The organism is Chromobacterium sp. LK11, from assembly GCF_001043705.1.
GTDB lineage: Bacteria > Pseudomonadota > Gammaproteobacteria > Burkholderiales > Chromobacteriaceae > Chromobacterium > Chromobacterium alkanivorans.
Window position 1 is genome coordinate 48,447 of sequence record NZ_LDUR01000001.1, and the last position, 15,925, is coordinate 64,371.

A 15,925-nucleotide genomic window follows, 5' to 3' on the forward strand; every position below is an offset into this window, starting at 1 on the left:
CCATGAAAACACAAAGCCTTACGCTGGCCTGCGCGTTCTTGCTGGCCGGCTGTGCGCTGGGCCCGGACTACACCAAACCCAAGCTGGACGTGCCGGCCGCCTACAAAGAAGACGGCCGCTGGAAAAGCGCCCAGCCGCAAGACGCTATCCCCCGCGGCGACTGGTGGCGCATCTACCAAGACCCGCGGCTGGACCAGCTGATGGACACCCTGAACCGGCAAAGCCCCGGCATCGCCCAGGCCGAAGCGCAATACCGCCAGGCCCAGGCGCTGCTGAAACAGGCCGAAGCCGGGCTCTTCCCCAGCCTGGGCCTCAGCGCCGGCCAAAGCCGCGGCGTCAGTTCCCCCGGCCAAGCCGCTTCCACCAGCTACAACCTGAGCGCCAACGCCAGCTGGGAACTGGACCTGTGGGGCGGGCTGCGCCGCTCGGTGGACGCCGGCTCCGCCAAAGCCCAAGCCAGCGCCGCGCAACTGGCGGCGATACGCCTCAGCACCCAGGCGCAGCTGGCCACCGCCTATCTGCAAATCAGCGTCGCCGACCTGCAACTGCGGCAACTGCAGGCCAATGAACAAGCGCTGGCGGAAACGCTGAAGCTGACCCGCAATCAATACCAGGCCGGCATCGTCTCAGACGCCAACGTGGCCCAGGCCGAAAGCCAATGGCAAAGCGCCCAGGCGCAACGGGCGGACAAGCAGCTGACCCGCGCCCAGCTGGAACACGCCATCGCCGCCGCGCTGGGGCAGACGCCGGCCAGCTTCAGCCTGCCGGCGGCCGGCGCCGAACCGCGGCTGCCCAGCCTCCCCGCCGGCCTGCCCTCGCAACTGCTGGAACGCCGCCCGGACATCGCCGCCGCCGAGCGCGCGGTGGCGCAGGCCAACGCCGAAATCGGCGTCGCCCAGGCCGCCTTCTTCCCCACCCTCACCCTGTCCGCCAGCGGCGGCTACCGCGGCGCCAGCTTCGCAGACTGGGTCAGCCTGCCCAACCGCGTCTGGTCGCTGGGCCCGGCGCTGGCGCTCAGCCTGTTCGACGCCGGCCTGCGCAGCGCCCAGAAAGAACAAGCCATCGCCGCTTACGACGCCAGCGTCGCCGGCTACCGCCTGGCCGTGCTGTCCGCCTTCCAGGGCGTGGAAGACAACCTGGCCGCGCAGCGGCTGCTGGGCGAAGAAGCCGCCTCGCAACAAGCCGCGCTGGACGCCGCCCGGCGCGCGGAAACCATCACCCAGAACCAATACCGCGCCGGCACCGTCAGCTACCTCAATCTGCTGACCGCGCAAAGCAGCCGCATCAACGCGGAAACTACCTTGTGGAACGTGAAGAACCGGCAATACGCCGCCAGCGTGGCACTGATCGCCGCGCTGGGCGGCGGCTGGCAGGAGGCGACACCCGCCCCGTGACGAACGACCGCGCTTAGGGTGGGAGGAACCGTAGGCGATACCCGCCAGCGGTCTCGGTGCTTCGCCCGCTCCGGCAACGCCTTCTTTCACCCTGAGCCGCGAAGCGGCTGACGGGAGACGCGCGCGGTTTGCGATTATCTGGCCGCTGCCAACAAACCCCACACCCAAGACACTCCACCCACCTGTAAACAACCTCCGCGTGGGTATCGCCGCGCTCCTCCCACCCTACCCATGACCGGCGGCCGCGCGTAGGGTGGGAGGAGCCGTAGGCGATACCCACCAGCGATCCCTATGCTTCGCCCGCTCCGGCAACGCCTTCTTTCACCCTGAGCCGCGAGGCGGCTGACAGGCGACGCGCGCGGTTTGCGATTATCTGGCCGCTATAAACAAGCCCCGCATCCAAGACGCTCCAACCCCCTGCAAACAACCTCCGCGTGGGTATCGCTGCGCTCCTCCCACCCTACCCATGACCGGCGCCACACGTAGGGTGGGAGGAGCCGTAGGCGATACCCACCAGCGATCCCTATACTTCGCCCGCTCCAGCACCGCCGTTTCGCTCTGGGCCGTGGAGCGGCTGACAGGAGACGCGCGCGGTTTGCGATTACCTGGCAGCTATAAACAAGCCCTGCATCCAAGACGCTCCAACCCCTGCAAATAACCTCCGCGTAGGTATCGCTGCGCTCCTCCCACCCTACCCATGACCGGCGCCACACGTAGGGTGGGAGGAGCCGTAGGCGATACCCGCCAGCGGTCTCGGTGCTTCGCGCCTTGTTTCGCTCTGGGTCGCGAGATCGCAAGCGCAGCCTCTGTCAAACCGCATGGTTCAAGGCCGTGGCCGCTTCCTCGCGAACATTGTCCAGCATGCCGTGATAGTCCTCCATCGCCCAGCGCACCAAGCGGCACAAACCGGCAATGGGCTCGCCGTCCTCGGAGCCCAGGCTCAGGCACAAGCGCTCCGCCGCCTCCACCGCGGGGATCACCAAATCCAAAGCCTCCAGCCCCAGCTGGCTGGCGTCCAGCACCTCGCCCAGCAAGCGCCGCCGCTCGTTCACATCGCACAAGGAAGTCATCGCCAAGCCTCCTGTAGCCAGGACAGCGGATCAAGGGACAGAGAAAGGAAAAAAAGGAAGAATCGCATCGCGGCCTCCAAGTCGTTTCCGGAGAGAAGGCCCGCTCGTGCAGCAGGTTTGAGCAGGCACGTGACAAGGTTGGAAGACCGGTTCGTTTGACCAAAGACCGGTAGCCAGTTAAGGCTCCCTGCCACGGCCCGCCCGGAATGGGCATGCGTGGCGGCAGACGTGGAAGTGCCAAAGCGGGCACTTCCTGTCTGCGGTCAAAACGATTTTGGGCTTCCAAACCCGGCGCGGCGTGATTGGGCGCAGCGCGAGCCACAGGGTACTGAGCCGGACAAGCAGCGTCAAGGCGCCGGCGTCGCGGGCGGAAAGAAAGCCAAACGGCGTGCTTCCCATGCGGGAGCACGCCACTCAGGACTTATATGCGGAGCAGCGGCTTAACAGACGACAAGCTCGTCCTCCGCCGACAACAGTTCCTCAGCGCAGACAATCACCGCGTCCAGAGCGGCCGCCATCGACGGCAAATCGCAACCCTGGCACGGCAGCCGCAGCCAGCAACTCAGCCGCTCGTCCTGATCCAGGCTCACCACCGGCTGCCAAGCTTGAAGCGCCAGCTGATTGCGGCGCAAAGCCTGCGCCAACACAGCGGGACCGGGAGACGGCAAGGCGTCGCCAAGGTCCGCCTGCATGAACCAGCTATCCTGATCGAGATAAACAAAATGGAGGGAAAAGCGCTGCTCCAGCTGCAGACTGAGCACCTCCTGATCCGCGGCCAGCTCCGGCGCGTCAAAACCCAGGTGTTGCAACAGCTCCGCGACACAGCGATGAAAGGCGATCAGGTCCGGCATGAAGATCCTACAAGCGAAATGGCGAATGCCGCTTTATACCCTCGCCCCTCCGCCGCGCACTTCCAGAATTCGCCCAAGCGCGCCTGCTGACGCCAGGCGGCGGCACCCTGTTTCAACGCCGCCTCTGGCGCGAAAAGTTACAGACGTTACAGTTTCCGCGATTTACAGCCCAAGCCTTCGCCATCAGGATAGCGCCACACTCTCAACCAGGCAGAAGGAAGCAAACCATGTTCAAGCATCTGATTTTATTCGCATCGCTGGCCGCACCGCTGACCCAGGCCGTGGCGGCCGATCCGCTCGCCGTCGCCGCCGACAAGCTGGCCAAACTGGAACGCGATTTTGGCGGCAGCATCGGCGTCTACGCCATCGACACCGGCTCCGGCGCCACCGTGGCCAACCGCCCCAACGAGCGCTTTCCCCTGTGCAGCTCCTTCAAAGGCTTTCTGGCGGCGGGGGTGCTGGCGCAAAGCCAACAACAACCCGGCCTGCTGGACAAGCGCATTCGCTACAGCAAGACGGCTCTGCCTAATTGGTCCCCGATTACCACCAAACAGCAGGCAAACGGCATGACCGTGGCCGAGCTCAACGCCGCCTCCGTGCAATACAGCGACAACGGCGCGGCCAACCTGCTGCTCAAGGAAATCAACGGCCCCGCCGCCCTGACCGCCTTCATGCGCTCCATCGGCGACGCCAGCTTCCGCCTGGACCGCCTGGAGCCGGAACTGAACTCCGCCATCCCCGGCGACCCGCGCGACACCTCCACCCCCAAGGCGGTGGCGGAAAGCATGCAAAAACTGGCGCTGGGCAAGGCGCTGCCGGAAGCGCAACGCCAACAACTGGCAGACTGGCTGAAGGGCAACACCACCGGCAACGCCAGAATCCGCGCCGCGGTGCCGGCCGGCTGGGAAGTGGGAGACAAAACCGGCACCTGCGGCGTCTACGGCACCGCCAACGACTTCGCGGTGATCTGGCCGCCCAAGCGCGCGCCCATCGTGCTGGCGGTTTACACCAAGCACGCCAAGAAAGAAGCCAAGCACAGCAACGAAGTGATCGCCGCCGCGGCGCGGGCGGCACTGGAAGCGTTCAAGGTGAAGAAGTAAGACAGAAACCAGGCGCGGCTGAGACGCCGCGCCTCATCCCCGCAGCCGGCCGCTGACGCCGCCGGGCGGGTTCAGGCTCCATTCGCTGATCAGCACCATGCCGTCGGCGGCGGCCACCAACAGGCTCAGCGCATTGGACAGGATCAAGGAGCCCGGGGGATAGGCGTGGCTCTCGCGCCAGGCTTGCGCGCGGTGCACGTGCACGGTGACGCCGTTGACCGCGGCCAGGCATTCGAAATCGCCGAAGGCGCGCACTCGGCGCATGAGGTCCTCCACCGGCAGGCTGAAGTCCAGCATCCGCTCTTCGTCCCGCCACAGCGGCCAATAGCTGCTGTTCTCGCCTTGCGGCTGGGCCTGATCCCACAAGGAGGCGAAGTCGCCGGCCACTCGCCCCGCCAGCCGGTACAGCGCCAGTTGCAGTTTCGCGTCCAGCGATTCATGGGTTTCGTCCGGGCGCAGCGCAAACTGCTCCTGCGCCAGCACATCGCCGGCGTCCATTTCCCGGCTCAGTTGATGACAGCTGCAGCCCCATTGCCGATGGCCGTCCAGGATCGCCCTCACCATGGGGTAAGGTCCGCGGCCGACGGGCAGCGGCGACGGGTGGAAGTTGACCGCGTAATTCAGATAAGGCTCCCAGTCCGGCACCCGCCAGTTGTAGCTGGCCACCAGCAAGACTTCGCAATCCTGCTCCGCCAGCTCCAGCAAGTCGCGCTCGCGCATCCGCGACAGCTGCACCGGCACGCCCAGGCGCTCCGCCGCCGCCAGCGACTCCTTGTGGTGATGCATGCGATGGTCCACCGGGGTGCAGAACAACTTCAACGGCTGCCAGCCGGCGTGCAGGAACACGTCCAGCACCGGCTTGAAACGATCGGACAAGGTAATGGCAAAACGCATGACGGCATCCCGGCGGTTCAGAGGGCTGACTTGTTTATAACAAGACCATCTGAACACGACAGAATGTCTCACGGAAATTAACAGAATCTCCCCGCCTTGCTGGCACGCCCTTTGCGTCTAACAGCGGGTCAAGTCCTTGTTCTGACGCGAAAACAGGCCAAATTCGCCGCCAGACGGCAATTCCCTCCGCTGCGGCGGCATGGATTGCCGCCCGCGCCGGCAAAGCGCCGGAACCGGACCGACAATGGAAGTCGAGCTGCTCCGTGAGGCTCACGACCGACAACTCCATCATGACTTTGCGGGAGAACATCCATGTCAGTCAGCAATACCAGCAGCATCGACGCCGGCGGCAACGCCTGGCAACAACGGCGGGCGGTTCATCAACAGCGCCGCCAGGATTTCCAGACCATGATCGACGACGTGCGGCAAGGCGATCTGAGCGGCGCGCAGCAGGCGCTCGCCAGCCTGCAGACCGCGGCGTCCGGCAACACGGCAGGCGATTCCAGCGCGTCGAACGGCGGCGGGCAGGATTTCGCCAGCCTGGTCAACGCCATGCGGACCGACGGCAGCGTAGGCGACAGCGACGCCGCCTCTAGCCAGACCAGTTCCAGCGACAACTTGGCAGTGCTGTTCCAGCAGATGCTCAGTCAGTTGCAAGCCAGCAGTTTCGGCGGCTCCGGCGATAGCAGCGCGAGCGACGCCTTGAGCGCGCTGACCGGCGCCGCCTCGGCCTCCTCGCCCAACTCGCTGTTCAACACCCTGGGCCAGGATCTGAGCAGCGGCAATCTCAGCCAGGCGCAACAGGATTACCAGCAATTGCAGCAAAGCTTGCAGACGGCGGCGCAAAGCCAGCCCCCCCACCATCGCCACCATCACCATGGCGGCGCGCAGGTTCAGGCGGCGCTGGCCGCTTACCAGGCCAATAACGGCGACGCCGGCCAGGCGCAAGCCTCCGCGGGCTGAACGCCCCTTCCCCGCCGGACCGCGGCTGACGCCGGGTCCGGCTCATTCTTTTTTAAGCCGAGATGAAAATCCATTCCACGCCGATAAACCCGCCCTCTTATTCCCCAGCACCCCGCGCGGCGGACGCCGCCGCCTTCGACCCCGAGCTTGCGCCGGCCGCCCCGGAGCCGACGCCGGAACCCGCTCAAGCCAGCCGCCCGCGCCTGGACATGGCCGCGCTGGTGCGGCTGCTGCTGATGCAAATGCAGCTCAAGCTCAGTCAGCCCGGCGACGCCGCCGAGGACACGCTCAAGCTGGCCACCGGACAAAACGCGCCGACGTCTTCCTCCGGCTCGCTGATCGACGATGTCGGCCAGTCCGCCGCCTCCGACGCGCAAGCCGCCTCCGTCCAGACCGGCGACGAGGCCATGCCGCAAACAGCCGCGTCCAGCGCGGCCCTGCAAGCCTACGCCGGCGCCGCGGCCGCGCCCGGCAAGCCGCTGACCAGCGCCTGAGCGCGCGCCTGTACCTCTATCTACGCCACTGTGCTAACCTGCCTTATTGGCGGCGGGGCCCCGTCCGCGCTTCGGCGCGCGCAGCCCGCCGCCCGACCGCCGGCCCGGCTGCGGGCCGATTGTTTACGCAGGATCTGGCGCGCCAATGAAATTGCACTTCACCAAAATGCACGGCCTCGGCAACGACTTCATGGTTGTCGACGGCGTGAGTCAAACCATCCCCTTGAGCGCGGAGCGCATCCGTCAGCTGGGCGATCGCCATTTCGGCATCGGCTTCGATCAGTTGTTGCTGGTGGAGCCCCCGCATTCTCCGGACAACGATTTCCGCTACCGCATCTTCAATAACGACGGCGGCGAGGTGGAGCAATGCGGCAACGGCGCGCGCTGTTTCGCCAAATTCGTGTCCGACCGCGGCCTGACCGCCAAATCGCGGATCCGGGTGGAAACCGCCAAGGGCGTGATCGCGCCGGAATACCTGGGCGACGGCCAGGCGCGGGTGGACATGGGCCGGCCGCGCTTCGCCCCGGACGAGATTCCGTTCCAGGCCGAGCGCGAGGCGGTATGCCATGATTTGCAAGTCGAGGATGCGACCTTGTCGGTCAGCGTGGTGTCGATGGGGAACCCCCACGCGGTGCAGGTAGTCGCAGATGTAGCCCTGGCTCCGGTGACGCGCGTCGGCGCGGCCATCGAAAACCATCCCCGCTTTCCGGAACGCGTCAACGCCGGCTTCATGCAGGTGCTCGCCCGCGATGAAATCCGTCTGCGCGTGTTCGAACGCGGCGCCGGCGAAACGCTGGCCTGCGGCACCGGCGCCTGCGCGGCGGTGGTGGCCGGCATTCGCCGCGGCCTGCTGGACCGGCGCGTGCGGGTGCACACCCGCGGCGGCGAACTGACGGTGGAATGGCTGGCCGACGACGCCGCGGTCACCATGACCGGCCCCGCCGTCACCGTGTTCCAGGGCGAAATCGAGATTTAACGGCCCGCCGTCGGCGCAAGACGGCAGCGGGCTCGCAACAACAACACAGCCGTATAGGGGGCTATAAATCATGCAGACAGATGATGTGCTGGCGTTTTTGGACCAACACCCGGACTTTCTCGCCCATCACGCCGAGCGCCTCGGCCTGAAGCCGGGCGGCGCGCCGCAGGACCGCGTGGTGGTCTCCTTGGCGGAACGCCAAATGCTGGACCTGAAGGACCGCAACCGCCAGCTGGAGTCGCGTTTGCAGCAGTTGATCCGCCACAGCGAAGCCAACGACCGCATCATCGCCAGCGCCCATCAACTGGCGCTGACGCTGCAAGCCTGCCTGAGCCTGCAAGACGTGCTGAGCGCGCTGCCGGCCTGCTTCGCCGAACATTTCAAACTGAAGCGCGTGGCGCTGCGGCTGTGGCACCCGGCGGCGGAGTCCGCCGGCCCGGCCTACGACGCCCGCAGCGAGGTGGCCGCGCTGGCGCGCAATCTGTCCGCGCCCTATTGCGGGCCCTACGTCAACGACGACGTGCTGGCCTGGTTCCCCGCCGCGCCGGTGCTGCAGTCCTTCGCCCAGCTGGCGCTGCGCGACGGCAAGGGCCAGGCCTTCGGCCTGCTGGCGCTGGCGTCGGACGATCCGCAACGCTTCACCTTCGACATGCATACCCATTACCTGGCCCAGATTGGCGAGCAGGTGTCCGCCGTTCTGGTTCGCGTACTGGAGGCTCAATGACGGCGACGCCCACCGGTTGGTTCCTGCTCGCCTTGGTCGCGCTGTTCTACCTGCACATTCTGTGGCGGCTGATCGCCAGCCGCGACGGCATCGCCCAGCTATGCTTCGCGGCGTCGTTCTTCATCCTGGCGCTGATCTTCCGCGCTGATCCTTTCCTCACCGCGCTGTCGCCGGTGCTGCTGCCCTTCTGTTACGCCTACGCCTGGCTGGGCATTGCGGCCGTGCTGTGGTCCGCCAGCAGCTTGAAGGTCAGCCGGCTGGGCCTGGCCTTCCCCGAACGCCAGCCGCAGCTGGCGGCGCTGATGGCCAGCCAGCTCAGCCTGCACCTCGGCATCGTCGCCTTTTCGCGGCTGCTGGACTGGCGACCGCTGCTGTCCTACCTGATGGCTCCGCCGCTGATCATGGTGGTCAGCTACGCCTGTTACCGCGCGCTGTGGTTCGTGATGCGCCGCCAGCCGGAGGCGCGCCTGCCCTGGATGGTGTTCGGCGGCATGACCGTGATCAGCCCCTTGCTGGTGATGTGGCTGTCCGACTGGCTGGCCCCCATCGTGCTGGGCCTGACCTGACAGGCTTCGCCGCCTGCGCCCATGAAAAAACCCGAGTCCTTCGACTCGGGTTTTTTAACGCCGGGCAAGAATGCGCTTACTTCTTGCCGGCTTCGATGGTGATGTTCAGCTGCAGATCGTCGCCCACCGCCGGCGCGTAGGCGCCGACGCCGAATTCGCTGCGCTTGATGGTGGCGGTGGCGTCCGCGCCGCACCACGGCTTCTTGGCCATCGGGTGGGCATCCACGCACTTGAAGTTGGTCACGGTCAGCGTCACCGGCTTGGTCACGCCGTGCAGGCTCAGTTGGCCGTCCACCGCCGCCAGCTTGTCGCCGTTGAAGGTGAATTTGTCGGACTTGAACGTGATGGTCGGATATTTTTCAACGTCCAGGAAGTCCGGGCTGGCGATGTGCTTGTCGCGCGCCGCCCAGCCGCTGTCGTGGCTGGCGGTCTTGATCACGATGTCCACCGAGCCGGTTTTCTTGGCCTGGTCCAGCACCACGGTGCCCTTGGTGTCGTTGAAGCGGCCGCTCAGCGTGGAAAAGCCCAGGTGGCTCAAGGAATAGCCGGCATGGGTGTGCGAGCTGTCCACTTCGTAAGTGACCGGGGCGGCTTGCGCGCTGCCCAGCACGCCCAGCGTCATCACGGCGGCAAACAGAGTTTTCATTTTGGTCGTCACGTCGGTTTTCTCCAGGGTAAAGAAAGGCAAGATCACTTGCCGGTCAGAACGAATTTGTATTTGACGGTCACCAGGTCGGCGATCGCCTCGGTGTCGTCCCAAGCGCCGTCGCCCACCTTGAACTGCAGACGCTGCAGCGGGAAGCTGCCTTGCAGCGTGGTTTCATTCCCCGCGCTGGCGGCGGTGAAGGTGGACACCACCTCGCGGCTGACGCCCTTCAGGCTCAGCGTGCCGCGGGTTTCGAACTTGCCGCCGCCCAATGCCTTCACCGATTTGGAGGTGAAGGTGGCCTTGGGCAGGCTGGCGATATTGAAGAAGGACGCGCCGCGCACCGTGGTGTTGCCGTCGGCGCTGCCCACGTCCACGCTGCCCAAGTCCACGGTGAACACCGCCTTGGCGGCTTCCGGCTTGGCCGCGTCGAAGCTGACGTTGGCGGCGAAGCTCTTGAAGCGGCCTTCGGTCGGCACGTTCATTTGCTTGAAGGTAAAGCCCAGCGTGCTCTTGGCCGCGTTCAGCGTTTGCGCGGCCTGAACCGGCGCCATGGCCAGCGCCGCGGCGGCGCTCAGGGCGAGGGAAGTCAGAAATTTCATGCTTGAGGATCTCCTTTGCGACAGGACGGCAGCATCCGCGCCAACGTGGCGTCGCGATCGATAAAGTGATGTTTCAGCGCCGCCAGCGCGTGCAGGCCAACGATGGCGACGATGGCGTAAGCCATCAGCGCGTGGGTCCAGCCCAGCACATGGCCCAGCGCTTCGTTTTTCTCCACCAGGTCCGGCAGCTGCACCAGGTTGAACCACACCACCGGATAGCCTTTGGCGGAGCTCATCAGCCAGCCCACCAGCGGCATGGCCAGCATCAGCGCGTACAGCAGCAAGTGGATCAGGCCGGCTGCCTTGAGCTGCCAGGCCGGCTGCCCGGGCAGCGGCGCCGGCGCGCCGCGGCGCGCGCGCCAGATCAGGCGCAGCACGGCCAGCGCCAGCACGCTGATGCCCACCCATTTGTGCCAGGCGATCAAGGAGGCTTTCAGTTTGAAACTGGCCGGCGAGGTGATCTGCATGCTGTTGAAGTACCAGCCCATGATCAGGGCGGCAATGATCAACAGCGCGATCAGCCAATGCAGGGCAATCTGTGTCGGGCTGTAGCGTTGCATCGAATTCCTTATTACAAATGAGCGGCAAATTAAACCTTGTCATGCCCGTTAATCATAAAAGCGCGCCCATTGCCGTCATAGCGAAATTATTAGCGCAAAAGATTCAAATTTTCTGAACAACTGACGGAGTACGCAATTACAGTTGAGATTAGGAATCACTATGAATAACAAACGACGGCAAGGTTCCCGTATGCGATATAAAACAAAAAACCGCCAGGGGCAAAGCCCTCTGGCGGTTTCTGGCCTGGCTCAAAAGCCTGTTAACGGCTCTTGACGAAGGGAATGCCTATCGCCTTGGGCGCCACCGCGCGGCCGACGAAGCCCGCCAGCAGCAGCACGGTCAGCACATAGGGAATCACCGCGATGGCTTGCGACGGGATCTGGCCTATGCCCGGCAGCGCCACGCCTTCCAGGCGGATCTGGATCGCGTCGGCGAAAGCGAACACCAGGCAGCCCAGCACCGCCGGCAGCGGCTTCCACTTGCCGAAGATCAGCGCGGCCAGCGCCAGGAAGCCCTTGCCCGCGGTCATTTCCTTGATGAAGCTGCCGGTCTGGTACACCGACAGATAGGTGCCGGCGATGCCGCACAGCACGCCGCCCCAGAACAAGGCGGTGTAACGCACCTTGGCCACCGAGATGCCGGCGGTGTCCGCCGCGTGCGGGTTCTCGCCCACCGCGCGCAAGCGCAGGCCAAAGCGGCTCTTGTACAGCACCCAGGCCACCAGCGGCACGATCAGGAACAAGGTCAGATACACCAGGATGCTGTGGCCGGACAGCAGCTTGCTGTACAGCTGGCCCAGCAGCGGCACGTCGCGCAATTCGTTGGCGAACGGCAGCGCGATCTCGTGGAAGCGCCCCTCGTCCGGCAGCTGCGGGGTGTTGCCGCCCTGCTGGAACCAGGCCAGGCCCAGCACCGGGGTGATGCCGGAGGCGACGGTGTTGAGCGCCATGCCGGAAATCAGCTGGTTGCCGTTGTAGGTAACCGAGACAAAGGCGTGGATCATCGCCATCGCCACCGAGGCGGCGATGCCGCAGGCCATGCCTATCCACGGGTTCTGGGTGGCGAAGGCCCCCGCGGCGGCGGCGAAGGCCGCCACCAGCATCTTGCCTTCCAGGCTGATGTCCACCACGCCGGAGCGCTCGGAGAACATGCCGGCCATCGCGGCCAGGATCAGCGGCGTGGCCACGCGCAGCGTGGAATCGAGCAGACTGAAGAAGATTTCCATTATTTGTCGTCCTTGCGCTTGAACAGGCCGGCGATGAACGGCTCGAACAGGTTTTCCAGCGCGCCGCAGAACAGGATGATCAGGCCCTGGATGAAGATGATCATCTCGCGGGTGATCATCGGCTTCTCGAAGGACAGATCGGAGCCGCCCTGGGTCAGCGCGCCAAACAACAGCGCGGACAGGATGATGCCCACCGGGTGGTTGCGGCCCATCAGCGCCACGGCGATGCCGACGAAACCGACGCCGTTGGTGAACATCACGTTCATGCGGTGGGCGGAGCCCATCAGCTCGTTGACCGCGGCCAGGCCGGACAGCGCGCCGGACACGCACATGGCGATGATGATGACGCGGCTGACGCTCATGCCGGCGTAGCGCGCGGCCGGCTCGCTGGTGCCCACGGTGCGCAGCTCGAAGCCCCAGCGGCTATGCCACACCACCAGGTAGAACAACGCGGCGGCCAGCAAGGACATCACGAAGGTCAGGTTCAGCGGCGAGGTGGGAATCTCCACGCCAAAGCGCGCCGCCACTTCATGGATAGCGGGAATCCAGGCCGCCTGGCCGAATTCGCGGGTGGTCGGGTTCTGCGAGCCGGCTTCGATCAGGTGATGGCTGATCAGGTACAACATCAAGGAATAAGCGATGAAGTTGAACATGATGGTGGTCACCACGATGTGGCTGCCCCGCTTGGCCTGCAGCCAGCCCGGCACAAAGGCCCAGGCCGCGCCAAAGCCCATCGCCGCCAGAATGGCCAGCGGCACCAGCACCGCCGGCGGCAGGCTGTGGTCGAAGCCCAGCACCACCAGGGTGACGCCCAGGCCGGCCAGATAGGTCTGTCCTTCGCCGCCGATATTGAACAGGCCGGCGTGGAAGGCGGTGGCCACCGCCAGGCCGGTGAAGATGAAGCCGGTGGTGTAGAACAGGGTATAGCCTATGCCCTCGCCGTAGCCGAAGGCGCCGTTGATCAGCAGCTTCAGGCATTCCCAAGGGTCTTCGCCTATCAGCCAGGTGACCAGGCCGGTCACCAGCAAAGCCGCCAGCAGATTAAGCGCCGGCAGCACCGTCAGCTGCGCCCAGCGCGGCAAGGTGGAAGGTTGTCCGAATTTCAATGCTTGTGCCCCCCCATCAGCAGGCCCAGCGAAATGGTGTCGGCGTCCTTGGCCGCCACTTCGCCGGTGATCTGCCCGCCGGCCATGACCAGGATGCGGTCGGCCAGCGCCAGGATTTCTTCTAGTTCAACCGAGACCAGCAAAATGGCCTTGCCTTCGTCGCGCAATTCCACCAGCCGCTTGTGAATGAATTCGATCGCGCCGATGTCGACGCCGCGCGTCGGCTGGCCGATCAGCAGCAGGTCCGGGTTGGCGTGGATTTCCCGCGCCAGCACCACTTTCTGCTGATTGCCGCCGGAGAGCAGGCCCACGCGCAGCAGCGGGTTGCCCGGACGGATGTCGAATTGCTGGATGAAGTCGCGGGTGCGCGCCAGCAAGCGCTTGCGCGAATACCACGGGCCGCGGCCCAGGCCGGTTTCGCCGTGATAGCCAAGAATGGCGTTTTCATAGCTGGAGAAGGCCTTGACCAGGCCCTCGCGCGAACGGTCCTCCGGCACGTGGGCGATGCCCAGCTTGCGGTAGAGCGCGGCGCGCGGCTCACCGCCGCAACGGCGGCGCAGCAGGTCCTCGCCCTTGTAGACCATCTCGCCGGCGCTGGGCTCCAGCATGCCGGCCAGCACTTCCAACAGCTCGGACTGGCCGTTGCCGGACACGCCGGCGATGCCGACGATCTCGCCGGCGCGCACTTCGAAGTTCAGCTGGTCCAGCAGCTTGACCGCGCGCGCGTCGGTCAGGCACAGATTCTTGACGCTGAGCACCGCCGCGCCCGGCTCGCGCTCGGCCTTGTCCACTTTCAGGCTGACCTTGCGGCCCACCATCAGGTCGGCCAGCTTTTCCTTGTCCACGTCGCAGGTGGCGACATTGGCCACCACGGTGCCGGCGCGCATCACGCTGACGCCGTCGGTGATGTCCATCACCTCGCGCAGCTTGTGGGTGATCAGGATCACCGTCTTGCCCTGCGCCTTCAGCGAACGCAGGATGTGGAACAGGTGGTCGGCTTCCTGAGGCGTCAGCACCGCGGTGGGCTCGTCCAGGATCAGCACGTCGGCGCCGCGGTACAGCGCCTTGAGGATTTCCACCCTTTGCTGCAGGCCCACGCCCAGATCGCCCACCAGCGCGTCCGGATCCACCTCCAGCGAGTAATTGCGGTTGAGCTCTTTCAGATGCTCGCGGGCCTCGTCCAGCCCTTTTTTCAGCACCAGGCCGCCTTCGGCGCCCAGCACGATGTTTTCCAGCACGGTAAAGGTGTCCACCAGCATGAAATGCTGATGCACCATGCCGATTCCCAGCTCGATGGCTTCCTGGCTGTTGCGGATCGGCGCTTCCTTGCCGTTCACCCGGATGGCGCCGCTGTCGGCCTGGTAATAGCCGTACAGAATGCTCATCAACGTGGATTTACCGGCCCCGTTTTCGCCGATGACGCCATGGACGGTGCCCTTGGCGATTTTCATCGAGACGTCGCGGTTGGCTTTGACGGCACCAAAACTCTTGTTGATGCCCGCCAGCTCAATGGCAAACTCGGTCATGCTTATTCATATTCCCTGGTTAGGGTCAATCTGATTCCGCTGCGGCATGAACAAACAGGCACGATGAAGCTCATCGTGCCTGCGTCCCCGAAACGGATCAGGGAAAACTCAGCTCAGCTTATTGCACCGGGCAGCTGTTGTTGGAGCGGTAATCCACCACCTTGATCTTGCCGCCGATGATGTCGGCCTTGGCGGCGTTGATCTTCTTCTCCATCGCCGGAGTGATCACTTTGCGGTTGTTGGCGTCCAGCGCCCAATCCACACCGGCCTCTTTCAGGCCCAGGATCTTCACTTCCGGCTTCCAGGAACCGTTCTTGGCGTCCTTGAAGGTGTTGAACACCGCCACGTCCACGCGCTTGACCATGGAGGTCAGCACCGAGCCCGGGTACAGGTGGTTCTGGTTGCTGTCCACGCCGATGGAGTACTTGCCGGCGGCCTTGGCGGCTTGCAGCACGCCCAGGCCGGTGCCGCCGGCGGCGGCGAACACTACGTCCACGCCGCGGTCGAACTGGCTCTTGGCCAGCTCAGTGCCGCGCGCCGGGTCGTTGAAGGCCTGCGGGGTGGTGCCGGTCATGTTCTGGATCACGCTGGCGTTCTTATTGGTGAACTTGACGCCCTGCACATAGCCACAGCCGAAGGCGCGGATCAGCGGCACGTCCATGCCGCCGACAAAGCCCACCTTGCCGCTCTTGGAAGCCATCGCCGCGGCCACGCCGGTCAGGAAGGCGCCTTCCTGTTCCTTGAACACGATGCTTTGAACGTTGGAACCTTTTGCCACCGCGTCGATCAGAGTGAACTTGACCTTGGGGAATTCCTTGGCCACGGTCTCCACAGCCTGGGTGAAGGAGAAGCCGATCGCCACCACGATGTCGGCGTCGCGACGCGCCATATTGCGCAGCAGCTGCTCTTTCTGGGCTTCGGACGCGATCTGACCGTCGCGGTAATTGATCTTGAATTCCTTCTTGAAACGCTCGGCGCCGTTGTACGCGGACTCGTTGAAGCTCTTGTCAAACTTGCCGGCCATGTCGTAGACCACGGCGGGCGAGAACTCTTTGGCGAAGGCGGAGGTGGACAGCACCGCGGCCGCTACGGCAAAGCTCATTCGTTTCAGCTGGATTTTCATCTCTATGACTCTATGGAGTTTGTTGGTCAACCCGCACGCCGATCACCCCCTGTGGTTCCCGTGCCGTGCAGCGAAGCAAAGCGCCCGCCAACCCTTCGTCATGT

The 15,925-nt window shown here is 64.9% G+C and carries 17 protein-coding genes; 7 read left to right on the plus strand and 10 right to left on the minus strand.

Annotated features, from left to right (window positions below; translation table 11 throughout):
- The first annotated feature begins 2 nt into the window (after positions 1-2).
- Positions 3-1,394, plus strand: coding sequence for an efflux transporter outer membrane subunit (locus VK98_RS00145; protein ID WP_231589175.1), 1,392 nt, complete (start codon positions 3-5; stop codon positions 1,392-1,394).
- Positions 1,395-2,203: 809 nt separating this feature from the next.
- Here VK98_RS00145 and VK98_RS00150 read toward each other — a convergent pair.
- Both VK98_RS00150 and VK98_RS00155 read right to left on the minus strand, forming a co-directional pair.
- Entirely contained in the window at positions 2,204-2,464 is a 261-nt protein-coding gene (locus tag VK98_RS00150) for a hypothetical protein (protein WP_048412098.1), read from the minus strand.
- Between the two features lie 440 nt (positions 2,465-2,904).
- Positions 2,905-3,315 carry a CesT family type III secretion system chaperone gene (locus VK98_RS00155; RefSeq protein WP_048412099.1) on the minus strand — a complete coding sequence of 137 codons (411 nt, stop codon included), beginning with the start codon at positions 3,313-3,315 and terminating at the stop codon, positions 2,905-2,907.
- A 227-nt stretch (positions 3,316-3,542) separates the two neighbouring features.
- Between VK98_RS00155 and blaCRH the strand changes: the two genes are divergently transcribed.
- Positions 3,543-4,415: a CRH family carbapenem-hydrolyzing class A beta-lactamase gene (gene blaCRH / locus VK98_RS00160; protein WP_048412100.1), complete on the plus strand. Its 873-nt coding sequence runs from the start codon at positions 3,543-3,545 to the stop codon at positions 4,413-4,415.
- Between the two features lie 33 nt (positions 4,416-4,448).
- Here blaCRH and VK98_RS00165 read toward each other — a convergent pair whose 3' ends face one another.
- Complete coding sequence (locus VK98_RS00165) at positions 4,449-5,309, minus strand: methionyl-tRNA formyltransferase (RefSeq protein ID WP_048412101.1); 861 nt, start codon at positions 5,307-5,309, stop codon at positions 4,449-4,451.
- A gap of 312 nt (positions 5,310-5,621) precedes the next feature.
- Between VK98_RS00165 and VK98_RS00170 the strand changes: the two genes are divergently transcribed.
- The 5 genes from VK98_RS00170 to VK98_RS00190 all read left to right on the plus strand — a co-directional run bounded on the left by VK98_RS00170 (position 5,622) and on the right by VK98_RS00190 (position 9,032).
- Positions 5,622-6,272, plus strand: a complete 651-nt coding sequence (locus tag VK98_RS00170; protein WP_048412102.1) for a hypothetical protein — start codon at positions 5,622-5,624, stop codon at positions 6,270-6,272.
- Between the two features lie 62 nt (positions 6,273-6,334).
- A complete protein-coding gene (locus VK98_RS00175) occupies positions 6,335-6,766 on the plus strand; it encodes a hypothetical protein (RefSeq protein WP_156187709.1) in 432 nt (143 codons plus the stop codon).
- 145 nt (positions 6,767-6,911) lie between these two features.
- Positions 6,912-7,742: a diaminopimelate epimerase gene (gene dapF / locus VK98_RS00180; protein WP_048412104.1), complete on the plus strand. Its 831-nt coding sequence runs from the start codon at positions 6,912-6,914 to the stop codon at positions 7,740-7,742.
- 70 nt (positions 7,743-7,812) lie between these two features.
- Positions 7,813-8,466, plus strand: a complete 654-nt coding sequence (locus tag VK98_RS00185) for a DUF484 family protein (protein WP_048412105.1) — start codon at positions 7,813-7,815, stop codon at positions 8,464-8,466.
- Complete coding sequence (locus tag VK98_RS00190) at positions 8,463-9,032, plus strand: hypothetical protein (protein WP_048412106.1); 570 nt, start codon at positions 8,463-8,465, stop codon at positions 9,030-9,032. The genes VK98_RS00185 and VK98_RS00190 overlap by 4 nt, the downstream gene beginning before the upstream one ends.
- A 76-nt stretch (positions 9,033-9,108) precedes the next feature.
- On the opposite strand, the gene VK98_RS00195 is transcribed toward VK98_RS00190, so the two are convergent.
- The 7 genes from VK98_RS00195 to VK98_RS00225 form a co-directional block, all read right to left on the minus strand.
- The gene (locus VK98_RS00195) at positions 9,109-9,678 is read right to left on the minus strand and encodes a YceI family protein (protein ID WP_048412213.1); all 570 of its coding nucleotides are present in this window, start codon (positions 9,676-9,678) and stop codon (positions 9,109-9,111) included.
- A gap of 44 nt (positions 9,679-9,722) precedes the next feature.
- Entirely contained in the window at positions 9,723-10,280 is a 558-nt protein-coding gene (locus tag VK98_RS00200; protein WP_048412107.1) for a YceI family protein, read from the minus strand.
- The gene (locus VK98_RS00205; RefSeq protein ID WP_048412108.1) at positions 10,277-10,840 is read right to left on the minus strand and encodes a cytochrome b; all 564 of its coding nucleotides are present in this window, start codon (positions 10,838-10,840) and stop codon (positions 10,277-10,279) included. The genes VK98_RS00200 and VK98_RS00205 overlap by 4 nt, the downstream gene beginning before the upstream one ends.
- 260 nt (positions 10,841-11,100) lie before the next feature.
- Complete coding sequence (locus tag VK98_RS00210; protein ID WP_048412109.1) at positions 11,101-12,066, minus strand: ABC transporter permease; 966 nt, start codon at positions 12,064-12,066, stop codon at positions 11,101-11,103.
- Entirely contained in the window at positions 12,066-13,172 is a 1,107-nt protein-coding gene (locus VK98_RS00215) for an ABC transporter permease (protein ID WP_197082917.1), read from the minus strand. The genes VK98_RS00210 and VK98_RS00215 overlap by 1 nt, the downstream gene beginning before the upstream one ends.
- Positions 13,169-14,698 carry an ABC transporter ATP-binding protein gene (locus tag VK98_RS00220; protein ID WP_048412111.1) on the minus strand — a complete coding sequence of 510 codons (1,530 nt, stop codon included), beginning with the start codon at positions 14,696-14,698 and terminating at the stop codon, positions 13,169-13,171. The genes VK98_RS00215 and VK98_RS00220 overlap by 4 nt, the downstream gene beginning before the upstream one ends.
- A 118-nt stretch (positions 14,699-14,816) precedes the next feature.
- Positions 14,817-15,800, minus strand: coding sequence for a BMP family protein (locus VK98_RS00225; RefSeq protein ID WP_162835137.1), 984 nt, complete (start codon positions 15,798-15,800; stop codon positions 14,817-14,819).
- Positions 15,801-15,925 lie beyond the last annotated feature (125 nt).

Coding starts and splice junctions, on each gene's coding strand:
- VK98_RS00145 (WP_231589175.1), top strand. CDS start 3: ATGAAAACACAAAGCCTTACGCTGGCCTGCGCGTTCTTGCTGGCCGGC.
- VK98_RS00150 (WP_048412098.1), bottom strand. CDS start 2,464: ATGACTTCCTTGTGCGATGTGAACGAGCGGCGGCGCTTGCTGGGCGAG.
- VK98_RS00155 (WP_048412099.1), bottom strand. CDS start 3,315: ATGCCGGACCTGATCGCCTTTCATCGCTGTGTCGCGGAGCTGTTGCAA.
- blaCRH (WP_048412100.1), top strand. CDS start 3,543: ATGTTCAAGCATCTGATTTTATTCGCATCGCTGGCCGCACCGCTGACC.
- VK98_RS00165 (WP_048412101.1), bottom strand. CDS start 5,309: ATGCGTTTTGCCATTACCTTGTCCGATCGTTTCAAGCCGGTGCTGGAC.
- VK98_RS00170 (WP_048412102.1), top strand. CDS start 5,622: ATGTCAGTCAGCAATACCAGCAGCATCGACGCCGGCGGCAACGCCTGG.
- VK98_RS00175 (WP_156187709.1), top strand. CDS start 6,335: ATGAAAATCCATTCCACGCCGATAAACCCGCCCTCTTATTCCCCAGCA.
- dapF (WP_048412104.1), top strand. CDS start 6,912: ATGAAATTGCACTTCACCAAAATGCACGGCCTCGGCAACGACTTCATG.
- VK98_RS00185 (WP_048412105.1), top strand. CDS start 7,813: ATGCAGACAGATGATGTGCTGGCGTTTTTGGACCAACACCCGGACTTT.
- VK98_RS00190 (WP_048412106.1), top strand. CDS start 8,463: ATGACGGCGACGCCCACCGGTTGGTTCCTGCTCGCCTTGGTCGCGCTG.
- VK98_RS00195 (WP_048412213.1), bottom strand. CDS start 9,678: ATGAAAACTCTGTTTGCCGCCGTGATGACGCTGGGCGTGCTGGGCAGC.
- VK98_RS00200 (WP_048412107.1), bottom strand. CDS start 10,280: ATGAAATTTCTGACTTCCCTCGCCCTGAGCGCCGCCGCGGCGCTGGCC.
- VK98_RS00205 (WP_048412108.1), bottom strand. CDS start 10,840: ATGCAACGCTACAGCCCGACACAGATTGCCCTGCATTGGCTGATCGCG.
- VK98_RS00210 (WP_048412109.1), bottom strand. CDS start 12,066: ATGGAAATCTTCTTCAGTCTGCTCGATTCCACGCTGCGCGTGGCCACG.
- VK98_RS00220 (WP_048412111.1), bottom strand. CDS start 14,698: ATGACCGAGTTTGCCATTGAGCTGGCGGGCATCAACAAGAGTTTTGGT.
- VK98_RS00225 (WP_162835137.1), bottom strand. CDS start 15,800: ATGAGCTTTGCCGTAGCGGCCGCGGTGCTGTCCACCTCCGCCTTCGCC.